Origin of the sequence: Lishizhenia tianjinensis (assembly GCF_900116425.1) — a bacterium.
In the GTDB taxonomy this organism is placed as follows: domain Bacteria; phylum Bacteroidota; class Bacteroidia; order Flavobacteriales_D; family Crocinitomicaceae; genus Lishizhenia; species Lishizhenia tianjinensis.
Genome location: NZ_FPAS01000001.1, coordinates 188,943 through 201,923, shown reverse-complemented (window position 1 = coordinate 201,923; position 12,981 = coordinate 188,943). Strand labels below are relative to the sequence as shown.

The 12,981-nt window shown below is 36.2% G+C and carries 10 protein-coding genes; 2 read left to right on the top strand and 8 right to left on the bottom strand.

What is annotated here, in order from left to right:
• Window positions 1–97: 97 nt before the first annotated feature.
• The 5 genes from BM327_RS00885 to BM327_RS00865 all read right to left on the bottom strand — a co-directional run bounded on the left by BM327_RS00885 (window position 98) and on the right by BM327_RS00865 (window position 4,413).
• A complete protein-coding gene (locus BM327_RS00885; RefSeq protein ID WP_090245279.1) occupies window positions 98–694 on the bottom strand; it encodes a hypothetical protein in 597 nt (198 codons plus the stop codon).
• Window positions 695–1,474 carry a type I methionyl aminopeptidase gene (map, locus tag BM327_RS00880; RefSeq protein ID WP_090247578.1) on the bottom strand — a complete coding sequence of 260 codons (780 nt, stop codon included), beginning with the start codon at window positions 1,472–1,474 and terminating at the stop codon, window positions 695–697.
• Window positions 1,475–1,962: 488 nt separating this feature from the next.
• A complete protein-coding gene (locus tag BM327_RS00875; protein ID WP_090245276.1) occupies window positions 1,963–2,493 on the bottom strand; it encodes a hypothetical protein in 531 nt (176 codons plus the stop codon).
• A 381-nt stretch (window positions 2,494–2,874) separates the two neighbouring features.
• A complete protein-coding gene (gene sucC / locus BM327_RS00870; protein ID WP_090245274.1) occupies window positions 2,875–4,086 on the bottom strand; it encodes an ADP-forming succinate--CoA ligase subunit beta in 1,212 nt (403 codons plus the stop codon).
• Window positions 4,087–4,185: 99 nt separating this feature from the next.
• Window positions 4,186–4,413, bottom strand: a complete 228-nt coding sequence (locus BM327_RS00865; protein ID WP_139230193.1) for a hypothetical protein — start codon at window positions 4,411–4,413, stop codon at window positions 4,186–4,188.
• A 5-nt stretch (window positions 4,414–4,418) separates the two neighbouring features.
• Between BM327_RS00865 and BM327_RS00860 the strand changes: the two genes are divergently transcribed.
• Window positions 4,419–6,104 (top strand): hypothetical protein, encoded by a 1,686-nt coding sequence (locus tag BM327_RS00860; RefSeq protein WP_139230192.1) that lies wholly within the window; start codon window positions 4,419–4,421, stop codon window positions 6,102–6,104.
• Between the two features lie 137 nt (window positions 6,105–6,241).
• Here BM327_RS00860 and BM327_RS00855 read toward each other — a convergent pair whose 3' ends face one another.
• Window positions 6,242–7,381, bottom strand: coding sequence for a geranylgeranyl reductase family protein (locus tag BM327_RS00855; protein ID WP_090245266.1), 1,140 nt, complete (start codon window positions 7,379–7,381; stop codon window positions 6,242–6,244).
• A 168-nt stretch (window positions 7,382–7,549) separates the two neighbouring features.
• On the opposite strand from BM327_RS00855, the gene BM327_RS00850 reads away from it, so the two are divergent.
• The gene (locus BM327_RS00850) at window positions 7,550–9,217 is read left to right on the top strand and encodes a hypothetical protein (protein WP_090245264.1); all 1,668 of its coding nucleotides are present in this window, start codon (window positions 7,550–7,552) and stop codon (window positions 9,215–9,217) included.
• A 65-nt stretch (window positions 9,218–9,282) separates the two neighbouring features.
• On the opposite strand, the gene BM327_RS00845 is transcribed toward BM327_RS00850, so the two are convergent.
• Together BM327_RS00845 and BM327_RS00840 are read right to left on the bottom strand one after the other, a co-directional pair.
• A complete protein-coding gene (locus BM327_RS00845; RefSeq protein WP_090245261.1) occupies window positions 9,283–10,899 on the bottom strand; it encodes a T9SS type A sorting domain-containing protein in 1,617 nt (538 codons plus the stop codon).
• Between the two features lie 293 nt (window positions 10,900–11,192).
• Window positions 11,193–12,884, bottom strand: coding sequence for a T9SS type A sorting domain-containing protein (locus tag BM327_RS00840; RefSeq protein WP_090245258.1), 1,692 nt, complete (start codon window positions 12,882–12,884; stop codon window positions 11,193–11,195).
• Between the last annotated feature and the right edge of the window lie 97 nt (window positions 12,885–12,981).

The following is a 12,981-nucleotide window of genomic DNA, read 5'->3' as shown; positions in this document are numbered from 1 at the left end:
TTTTGAACACAACTCACGTTTAAGTAAGTAGTTATAATTCAATAGTTTTGGTTTTTGTAATTATACTTGTAAAGGTCTATGCGTTTTGTGTAGACCTTTATTTGTTGATCCAAATGGCAAGAATATCTATCGCTCCTAAAACAGCAAAACCAGTAAACCACATTTTGATGGCGTGGTATTTATCGGCATTGATTTGATCTTCATCTGCCTTGTGGTATTGAATATAAAAAGCAAGCGACAAAGGCAAAATGGCCAAAGCTTCCCATGATTTTTCTCCAAAAAAGTTAATGAGTACAATGGCAATTAAAGTCAAAAAAGGAAAGAGATTGAAACGTATTTTTTCTGCGATGCGTTCCAGCGACAAATAAAACAACAAAATACTCATCAAAATGAGTTGTGCTAAGCCTATGAAATCTGAAACTTCCTTGTTGAATTGTATACGTTCTTCGGCGCTTAAAAGTATCTCTAGGGTAAAATTTGAAAAAAGGAGTCCGATGAGTCCATAAAACAAAAGATAAGCATAGGGCTTTTTATCCTTACGCCAATTCATTACGCCGAGAGCAATGGCCATAAGCGCCACCAAAACTTCTTTGAGGGGAAGTATGGGTAAAAAAACACCAAGGCCCAGCAAAGACTGCAGGGCCATGATTAAATATAAGATTGTGGTTAAACCAACAAGTTTGGCTGCCGACATTTATTTCTTTTTCGCTAATGCTTCTTCTACATACTTAAAGGTAGAAAGAACATCTGGTTTTCCATCTACAACGGCAACATCGTGCTCAAAGTGTGCACTTGGTTTGTTATCTGCTGTAACTATAGTCCAGTTATCACTCAAGTATTTCACACGCTCTGTTCCCATGTTCAACATCGGCTCAATTGCGATAGTTAATCCTTCTTGAATTTTCTTTCCTCTACCTCTTTTACCGTAGTTCGGTACTTGTGGTTCTTCGTGCATGGTTGTTCCCAAACCGTGACCTACCAATTCTCTTACTACTCCGTAACCGTGCTTTTCTGCGTGTTGTTGGATGTGGAAACCTATATCACCAATTCTATTCCCTACTCGGGTTTGTTCAACACCTATGTTCAAACATTCTAAAGTAACATCTAATAACTTCTGAACTTCTGGATCTACATTTCCGATACCAAAAGTATAAGCGTGATCACCGTAGTACCCTTCGAAGATAGCTCCACAGTCCACAGAAACAATATCTCCATTTTGAAGAGGTTTGTCTGTAGGGTAACCGTGAACAACAGCATCATTCACAGAAATACAAAGTGTATTTGGGAAATCGTATAAACCTAAGAAACCTGGAATAGCATTTTGCGAGCGAATGTAGCACTCAGCGATAGCGTCCAACTCTAGCGGAGTTATCCCCTCCTCTATGGCTTCTGCTACTTTTCCCAAAGTTCTACTTACAATTTGAGCAGCCTCACGCATAATCTCAATTTGCTCTCTAGTTTTATAAACGATCATATCTTTTTTTAAAAATGTTCCCACCTGTATAGTATTGGAAGCGCAAAGTTGAACAAACTCTGTATTTTTTACAAGTTTTTTCTTTCTTATTGTCGCTTAGCGCGACAAAGACTTTTAGACAGTTGGACGGTTAGACCTTTAGACGGTAGTGAGCAAGAGTTTTGAGCAAGATAATAATCTATGATACGTATACCGGCATCTCGATACTTCGGCTCCGCTTACTTCGACATCGCTCAGCACAACGCACCACGGCACTCCGCTCGAGAACCTCCTACTCCTTAAATCTTTGAATTCTTGAATGTTTGAATCTCTCAAATTCCTCAAATCCTTCAAATCCTTCAAATCATTTAAATCTAAGGTGTCGGCCTTCGAGACGGCTCTTTTTCCCCAAAAAAAATCAGTTGTGAGTGTGAGCGTGGAACAAGAGGATAAAATGTGGTATTAACTGCAGAGGTCAGAGAGCTTTTATAAAAAAAGAGTAATTTTTCTTATCTACAAAGATCAACAAAGTCCTCTTTTAAGTAAGGATGGATAAGCTCTAGTAGTTTGTGAATTTCATCCGCACCACCAATATTATACGCGTCAATTCGTAGCTCCTCATTGTACTTTAACAACATTCTTTTCTCATCATTCATTTTTGAATTATCTTTCACCTTAACATCTACACTTAGATTCTTAAGTACAGAATGGATAGAATCGAGAACATTTATATTTCCAATTTTAAAAGAATAGGTATCATAAACTTCTGAAAATTCATCATTTCCCAAATCTTCAGTACTGGAATAACCTCTAATAAATTTCCCATTGCCTTCTTCTGTTAACTCAATTCGATAAACACAACTCCAACCTTCTACATAAATAGCTAAGTTATTCACCTTTTGGTCCTTCCTATCTATTAAAGCTTCTTTATTGTTTCTATTTCCCTTTGATTCCTGTATAATCTCATTGTTACAGGATAAAAACAATACAACAAAGGCCAAAGAAATAATGCTTGCTCGAAATTGAATAGGTTTTAACATGGTGATCGTATTACATCCTTAAGGTAAGAATTTATGATGAATTAAAAGACGGTTAGAAAGTCAGCATAGAGCAAGAGTATTGAGCAAGATTATAATCTATGATACGTATACCGGTATCTCAATAGTTCGGCTCCGCTTACTTCGACATCGCTTAGCACAACGCACCACGGCGCTCCGCTCGATAACCTCGTACTCCTTAAATCTTTAAATTCTTGAATGTTTGAATCTCTCAAATTCCTCAAATCATTCAAATCCTTCAAATTTGAGCCGTCTCGAAGGCCGACACAAAAAAAAATCTTAACTCTTAATTCATAATTCTTAACTCAAAAAAAAGGGGATTCCAAAATTTGGAATCCCCTTTTTTTTAATATATCTATCGGACTAAGCCAAGATCTCTTTTACTAAGTCAGCAGCTTCTTGTAATTGAACTGCAGAGTGTACGTTTAATCCTGAATCGTCGATTAATTTCTTCGCTTCAACAGCATTTGTTCCTTGTAAACGAACGATGATAGGAACTGGAATGTTACCCATATTCTTGTATGCATCAACAACACCTTGAGCAACTCTATCACATCTTACGATACCACCGAAGATGTTGATTAAGATTGCCTTCACGTTCTCATCTTTCAAGATGATTTGGAATGCTTTCTCAACACGCTCAGCATCAGCCGTACCACCAACGTCTAAGAAGTTAGCTGGGTTACCACCAGACATCTTAATGATATCCATAGTAGCCATTGCCAATCCTGCTCCGTTTACCATACAACCAACGTTACCGTCTAATTTTACGAAGTTCAATCCAGCTTCTCCAGCCTCAACCTCTGTTGGATCTTCTTCTGTTTTATCACGCATTTCAGCGTAGTCTTTGTGACGGAATAAAGCGTTATCATCTAAAGTTACTTTAGAATCAACCGCAATAATTTTATCATCAGATGTTTTCAATACTGGGTTAATCTCAAACATAGAAGCATCACATCCTTCGTAAGCAGCGTATAATGCAGCAACGAATTTTGTCATTTCTTTAAATGCTTTTCCGCTTAATCCTAAGTTGAAAGCAATTTTTCTAGCTTGGAAACCTTGTAATCCAACACGTGGATCTACTTCTTCTTTAAAGATTAAGTGTGGAGTCTCTTCTGCAACAGTTTCGATATCCATACCACCTTCTGTAGAGTACATAATGATGTTTCTACCTTTATCTCTGTCCATTAATACAGACATGTAGAACTCAGATGGCTCTGATTCACCTGGGTAGTATACATCCTCAGCAATCAATACCTTGTTTACACGCTTACCAACACCGTTAGTTTGTAATGTAGTTAAGTGACCCCCTAAAATTCCTTTAACAGTCTCTTCTACTTTGTCGATACCTTTCGCTAAAACAACTCCTCTAGAACCTGTTTCTTCTACAGTACCTTTACCTCTACCACCTGCGTGGATTTGAGCTTTTACAACGTACCACTCAGTTCCTGTTGAAGCCGTTAATTCTTTCGCTTTCGCTACAGCATCTTCTACTTTATCTACAACAACTCCTTCTTGTATTGCTACACCGAAGCTTTTTAAAATGGATTTTCCTTGATATTCGTGTAAATTCATGTCTTCTTTTAATTTGCGCGATAAAAGTAATCTTAATCTTTATTAAAGTCAAAATTTCAACTTTAAATTTCTGAAAAGTCTTCCCGCTGAAGCTACTTTCTAATTTGTTAAGGACTTTTTTTGGGCTGGACATTCACCGCTTTCCACTCTATAGCGCTTGCCTTTTTCCAATTCTTGCTCCCCTTTTTTAGCTTCTTTGGTCGCTAAGCAAAGTGGACAATAATCAAGTAAAAAGTCTGCCCCCCATGCCGCTACTATCGGTGCCAGAATTCTCTGATTACAAATTTTAACCATAGAAATATTATTTTGGTCAAAAACTTTAATCAAATCACATGAAACTAAAACTACTTCTAATGCTTTCTGTACTAATCTTTGGTACACTTTCAATTGCGCAAACCGCTCCTTTCGAAATTGAAATCATTAAAAAAGAAGGTAAAGTCCTACCTACTCCTTACAGAAATCTCAATCTTAAAACAAAGGGGGCCAAATTAAGTGTGGCGTTCAAGGACGTTAATGATAAAAATGAAAAATTCACGTTAAAAGCCGCCCAAACATTGGCAAACGGCAAGTATTTAAAATACACCCAGGCGGGAGATCACCTCAACATTTTAAGTATAACCTACGTTAAAAGTGAATACATCTATAAGCACATCCGTGTGGATTTAAGTACACAAACAATAGTGGACGAGAGAATTATTAAACGTTTGCACACCAAACATAGCAATTACACCATTGAAACCTTTAGTATAAAAGAAAACCACATTTTCATTCATGCCTCTCCGAACATGGCAGGAGAAGAAGAACAAATTATGGTACTCGATGAAAAGTTCAATATTCAACACGATCTTCAAATCAATTTTTACGATGAGATTAAAAGAATTTTGCAAAAAGATATTGATGATACCGAGGAAAACATAAAAAATCCACCCGACTACTATCAGGTTCTTAATCATGGAGCAAGCATACTAGAATCGAAAAAAGAAAAGTTAAAAAAACTCCAAATCATAGAAGCTGAAATGGAAGAAGGAAAAACCTACCCTTCTGATTTTTCAACTTTTATACTTTACCCTTACAATTACAATGGAAAATATATAACTTTAGATTTAGGCTACAGTCTAAGCCAATCCCCCCATTATTATGTACCGACTCCTAACTTTATCAATGCAGTGAATTTTTTGGACAAAACCCTTTTAGATACAGAAACTAAAAAATCAATTTCCTTGAAGAAATTTGCTCACCTGAATAAAGAAGCATTGGTATTGGATGTAGAGTTATTTGAAGACGTGATTCAATTTAAATCATATGAAGATAAAACAACAACTCATCACGCCTTTTATATTGATTCAGAAATAGATCTTACCCTAAGAAGAGATACAACCAAAAGAAAAACAGACAATTCTATCTTCACTATTGACGAACACGTATTTTTAGACGTTAATAGGGTAAGTGAATTCCAGTTTATTTCTACCTCTATTCTGGCAGAATACATTCCCTCTAAATACGACTCAACTCAGACAGAATTGGGTGTTAAATACAGTTATTCTACCAACCAAAATGTGCGTATGCATGAGAGATATATCAGTATTACCCTTGAAAATTATAAAGGCACAAACACGGTTACCAATAGAATTCCCCTACCCGTATTAAAAGACGAATTGTACTATGGAACCAATAGCGGGTCAGGTAGATCAACTAATACATTGGATTTTAAAAATGACTTGGTCCTTCATTCTTCCCTTACGAACAACTACTTACACCTTACGGATGGTAATTATATCTATGTAGCCATTCCAAGAATTAGGGTGAAATACAACAATGAAAATCAACCGAAAGCGGAATACTTCGGTTATGATGTTTTTTGTATAGATGCTCGTACTGGAGACTATTCTAGCACCAAATTCTTCTATCCCAAACATTCAGGTATTTACAGCGGAGCAGAACTTTCTAAAAACGACCAAGGAGAAATTATCTTGACACATCCTAACGTAGAAATGATCTATTTCATTCAAAAGAAATAAGACTAGACGTAAAATTGGACATTAATTTCATTTACACCTAGAATAGGATACTATAAAACCGTTTCAACAAAAAAAGCAGCAATTACAAAAAGTAAATGCTGCTCTATTTTTAAAAAGTTCTAATCAGAGATTTAATGCTAAAAGACTAGCTCTTTCACCTTTTCTTTAATCGCTTTTTTAATATCTGTAGGATAACTTCTTTCTCCGTGGAATACATCTGCCATGGCTTCACTGAAGCGTTGTCCGTACTTTTTCAACATTAAATTCCTCACCGTTTTTTGTTCGTAGAACCACTTCGATAACCAAAGTCCTGTTCTTAACTCCGGAAGCAGTTTACTTTCTAATTTATCTTGGTATATTTTCTCAGCTAATCCTTTTTCACCTTCACTCTCAACAATAGCTTCTGCTGCCAGTTTACCACTGTAAATAGCGTTAGAGATACCTTCCGCAGTAATCGGATCTGCAAAACCTGCTGCATCTCCAATTAAAAATACGTTGTTCTTTACAAAACCATCCGTTCTAGGAGAAACAGGAATTTGGAAACCGTGTTGCGACTCACTTACCACTTCTTTAATCCCCAAAGTTTCTAAGTAATCTTGGTAGTACTTCTTGAGGTTAATTTTTGTTCTTCGTGCAGAAGCTACACCCAATGACAAGTGATTTTTCTTTGGAAAACTCCAAGCATAACCATAAGGAATGGCATCTATATCAAAACGAACTTCTTTCGATAAACGCTCAAAATCTTCGTCAGAAACCTCTACCTCGTACTCCAAAGCTGGAATTAACTTACGTGTATCTTCTTTCCAACCGGCTAACTTGGCTGTCGGACTCAAAGCCCCATCTGCAGCAATCACAAAATTAGCGGTGTATTCTCCCTGCGATGTTTCTAAACAAATTTTATCGTTCTCAAACCTTAGGCCTGTTAGCTTATGATTTTCTAACAATTGCGCACCAAACTCTTTCGCTTTCTCAGTGATCAAATTATCGAAAGAATCACGCATTATCATAGAAATGGTTGGGTCTTCTCTTTCCGTTCTAAAATGTAATTTTTCACCTAGAAAAATATCTACGGCTCTAAATTCAGCCTCCACTACCTCACTTATGTCAAACGATAGATTTTTGCGTCCTCTAAACACAAAACCTCCACCACAGGTTTTATAACGTGGTAAAGTTTCCTTTTCTATTATTACCGTTGAAATTCCTTTTTGGGCTAAATGAAATGCTGTAGAAGCTCCTGCCGGACCACTCCCAATCACAGCAACATCAAAATGATTCATACTTATTAAATTGGTCGGGGTAAAAGTATAGTTTTATTTATTTCCTGTCCTTTCATCCTTCAAAAAAACACATTATAAACCAAATAATCGCTAGAGTAAAGAAAAGGACCTTCTGTTGTTCTTTAATATTTCTCCAAAATGATTATTTTGAGCAAAAATTAAATTACTATGAAAAACTTCCTACTCCTAGGTCTTGCTTCTGTATTGACCATGAACACAGGTTGGTCGCAAGAAACACCACCTCCTCCACCCACTGTTTATCCCGATAATCCAACATTTAGTTTAAGGGTTAAAAACGAAGATGTGAGAACCTCGTCTTTGTACTATTACAATTTCGAAGACAATTACGTAGACCTTGAGTTAGACAAGAACAAAATTCTTCTCGAATATTCTCATGAAGGCAGTGTTGTACAAAAGAAAAAGTTAAAGACCCTTGAAAAAATCAAGGAAAGAACTGACTACAAATATTACATCGAAGACGGTGAAGCAAAACTCTTGATTTCCATCAAAGAAAAAGAAGGTTTCAATTTATACGCTGTAAGAATTGATTTAGAAAGTCAGATTATTACCTCACAAAAATCAGTGAAACGCTTCAAACTTGATCCTGAAAAGTGGGATATAGATTTAACCACTGAGTCTGGTAAAACACGCAACTACGTAGCAAGATGTTACGCAAGAAGCTTTAAAGAAAAAGATTTAATAACGGTGATGGACAAAGAGTTCGACATCTTATATGAATCTGAAATTGATGTAGCGGATAAAGTAGATTACATAGACGAAATGCTTGAAAACGCCAAAGACGAAAGTACTTTAGACGAAAATAGAAGCATATACAAAGACATCCTTAAAGCACACAAAAACGGGGATGATTTTCCTTACAACTTGCGCTCAGTTTACATGAATATTCAATTGAGTGAAAGTGGACGTTACCTGATTTACGGTGTAAGAACCTACACTTATTTGCCTGATTACTCGAGCTCAAACACCTACAGTTTAAATGACATGAATACACTTTATGTCTATGACATGAAGAAGGAAAAAGAGTTCAAGATTCAATTGTTTGAACACGAAAGTTCTAAAAAACTTTTAAAGCGTTTTTACAAAATTATTGATGATGCAATTATTGTAGCAGCTATTAATGAAAACCCAACAACAAAAGAACTCTCGCAAGAAATTAGCGTTTACAACTTCAAAATGGAAGTTGCAATTGCTTCTCACAAAGCTTTGGATTTCAAACGTCTTCAAACAGATGATGAAGACAGTAGGTTCTATACAGATATAGACATCATTGACGTTGCCAAAACGGGTGAATTCAACTACAATACGATACTATCTATTGAAGAAGGAGAATATTTAGAAGACGATGATGACGAAGACAGATTGGTGGCTATTCAAACAACCAGTAAAAAAATCTTACAAATCCACAGCAATGTAGAGAATGATGACATTAAAACGATTTCAACAGCTGTGCACCATCACGAAGATGAATTGAGTTTTAAACTGTATTTCTTACATGTATTGGCCAACAAAATTATGGACCAAAGTACAGATGAGTACATCATTCTTGCCATCCCGAAATTAGATATCAAAGAAATCCAAACCGGAAGTACTTTGGTTATGGAGTCTGAATTAGAAGGGTATGAGTTTACGTGTATCAATACCACTACAGGAGAAGTCGTTAAAAAATCTTTAAAGGTAGATGACGACAACTACTTCAGTTTCGATGAAGAATTAATGGAAGTTGAGGATGAAAAAAACATGGTAGAATTGATTCGTTTCCACGGTGGTAAAGATGAATCTGAGCGAATTACTGTTCAGGTAAAGCCAGCAAAATAATTCAAACAAAAAAATACAAAGCCCACTCTCCTATGGTAAGTGGGCTTTTTTGTGTTCCGTTCAAATTACTGTTTCACAATTTTATAGGTTTGCATTGGATGTCCCTGCAAGTTCAAATAATAAACACCCGAAGTTAAGTCACGAACATCAATGGTAGTGGCAATATTTATATCTCCTGTTCGTACGATTCTTCCCTGTACATCTCTTAAGAAAAATACATCTGACGCTCGATTTGAGATCTCTATGTAAACCAAGTCTGTAGCAGGGTTTGGAAATACTTTACAAATAAACTCATCAATTTCCTCAGTGGCCAACCAACCTCCAGAACAATTAGTGATTTGATTGTCATAATAATATTGAACATCTTCAATGTCTTCGATCAATTCATCAATACTTCCCAAATTTCCTTGTCCCGCTAAATGATCTTTAGCATACACAAATGCAAAATCATAACTTAATTGCTCACCAACATCTAGCATAAAAGGTCCAACTGCACCCTGCATTCTTCTATCACCCGGCGTATTCACCATTCCATTTCCATCACTGTTACTTTCTGACCACTGGTAGGGAGTATTGCTTGTGTAAGGAAAAGTAAAGGCAGTTGCAATTTGAGTTCCTGGAAAATATTTCACACTTCCATCGGTGTGGTAACCGCGCATAATGTTGTAGTACTCTATTGGGGTTAAAACATCAATATCAGCAAAACCAGCACCACTTAACTCATGATTTAAACAAAATACACCTTGGGCTGGAAGATGGTTTTGAAACCCCGTACTGAATGAACTTGTTTCGTCAAAATCATCACCGTTGTAAACAAAGTAGCCATTGTGATCGGGCAAAGTCCCTATGTAATCATCCAGAGGGTTTCCTAAATCAAAATCTGTGTAGTTGGAAAAATAGAAATCGGCCAAAGGTGTTGTGCTTCTGTTGATCACCTTATAACCTACAAATACGGTATTCAACAAAGGCGGGTTATTTGGGCCCTCCTCAAATTGATACACTTCAACTTGTATTTCTATCCCTCCTGGCGCAGTATTTACGGAAGGATCTACCAAATAATTATTCATTATAAACCAAGCGTACACTTTTCCCTTAATGCAAGGGTAATCTCCGTCTAGTGGGTTGTATACATTGTCATCATTTACATCGTTAAAAGCGGCTAGGTTGTAGGGTTCATTTAAAGTTGTATCACCATGTGCAGGCCAGTTTAAGATAGAAGGTGGAATTTGATACCCTGGGAAGTTTGTTTGTTCATCACAATTCGGGTCATTCAAACAAGCATTATACTGGTAAAATTCTGAAATTTCCGAACGTGTGATCACAAAAATCTGACTCCATGCATTACTTTGCGAAGGTGTTATGGTTGCTGGTCCAAACTCCATCCCTTGCAAAACGCTTAATGGACCATTGGCCAGATTATTACTTCCATTTGGTTTGGTCATCACCAAATCCCCATTAGGTCCTAATCCGGCAAATACGATACGATTAGAGAAAATCGTATGTAGATTTTGTGAGTTCTCGACGTTGAACCCTGATTCTACATTAAAAAGATCGGTAAATAATTCGCCATTGCTGTTTACGATACATTGAATGGCATTCTCATCTAATTGAACAAAACTGTTCATTTGTGCCGAAATGCTACTTGTCAAAAACAAGCTTACTAAGAGTAATAGTTTATTCATTGTGGTGTGTTTTATAGTTCTTTCATTAAGTTAAAAGCAAAGAATATTCACACCTAAAAGTTATGTTAAAACGTAGAATTAATTGAGTGATTGGTAGCTAATTACGAATGATAGAACCGAGGGTGTTTTATCAGAAAAAAGTCAGAAAATCAACACTTTATACACATCTAATGCTAATTAAGAATGAAGAATTCAGAATTAAGATTGAGGAATGATTTAGGATGATTTGAATAGAATGAACAAAAAAAGCCCTCCTCTATACTGAGAAGGGCTTTTAAAAAAAATTTAAATAGTTATTGCTTTACTATTTTAAAAGGAGGATTTTCACTTCCTTCAATTTCTAAATAATATAAACCTGGAGTTAAGTCACTTAGGGTGATTTTTGTTTGCTGATTTCCATTACCGGACAAAGCTACTCTTCCGCTTGCATCGAACAAGGTGTAGTTGAAATTTACGCTTAAATTGCTTCTTAGAATTACGAAATCACTTGCTGGGTTTGGGAAAACACTTATTTCATTCCCTTGCGTGAAGTCTGTACCTAAATTCCCACTGAGTCCTGGACCACATACAGAAATAGAATCATTATAAAATTCTTGAACCAAAGGTAAGTCAACATACATTTGGTTTAAACTCGCTAGTGCCCCATTTTGGTTTGAAGTAGAAACCACAAAAGCATAATCATACTCCAATTTTGTTCCCGGTAAAAACAATTCTCCTCCAGCAACGAGATGTCCTCTTCTATCATCAGAATCATTTGAATTACCTTGACCATTTGTATTTGTTTCTGTCCAATTAAAAGGAGTTGTACTTAGATGAGGATAAACCCAATTCGTGGTCATATTTGTGGCTCCTGTAGTACCTGGAAAACCTGTTCCTCCATAGTAAAGACTATCTCCATTTTTCCACAATCCATGTAAGTAATTATTATACTCAACATCTGTATTTGGGTCTCCTAAAGAACCTGAGCTATTGATAAAATAACTCCCATGTATTGCAGTTTTATTTAACAACTTCATCGTAAAGGTTGGGGGATAATTTCCATACCCAGTAGCTCCGTCATCGAAATCATCTCCATTGTAAACAAATATGGCATTTTCTGAAGGCAAAGTCCCTATGTAATCATCCATGGGGTAACCTAAATCAAAATCTTGGTATTCCAAAAAACGAAAATCAGTTAATGTATCGGTAGAACGGTTAATTACATCATATTCTACAAAAATGGTTTGATCAAGTACATTTCCATCTTCCTTGTCAAATCCATAAACAGAAATATGTATTTCGACACCCATTCCTCCGGCATTTTCGCCCGACAATGGTTGGTCATTCAATATCATCCATGCAAAGTAATCTCCTTTGATACAGGGAAAATCTCCTGCATTAGGGTTATAATTCCCATCGTTATCATAGTCGTAAAAAGGTGCTAAGTAAAAAGTTTGATCTTGCGTAATATCTCCATGTGCAGGCCAATCCATAATAGAACTTGGAATCTGATAATTTGGATAATAGACATTCGCATTACAATTTGGGTCTTGTTCACATATAAACCACTGCTTAAATATTTCAATATCTTGTTTGGTAACTATAAAAACCTGTTCCCATTCTAGCATCTCTAAACTATCTATGGAAGCATCACCAAAATCTTCTGTAGTTCCTGTATTTAATGTTGGATCAACCGTTAAAGGACCATTGCCAAATCTATAATCATAATAACTCCATTTACTGGCACTAATTTCCAAACTATCATTGTTATACTTTCCTCCAAACCAAAAGGAATTCGCAAAAGAAACATGGTTATTACTACCCACTGGAAATTCAAATCCAGCCGCTCCGTAATTCACTATATTCATACAAGCTCCCAATTGAGGGGTAAGTGTAATTCTGATTTGATTCGGTGTAAAACCTGTAAAAGGCAAGTAATTTTGTTGCGCCCCGAGATAAACACTCAACAAAGTACTGAGGATTAAAGTAAAAATTGAATTCTTCATAGGATCTGATTTAGGGTTAATACCTACGGTAAAAAGTAACCGTTTTAATTGTCATTCAATTTATCTTTTTTTCATCAAATTTCTGATAGAGAAACTT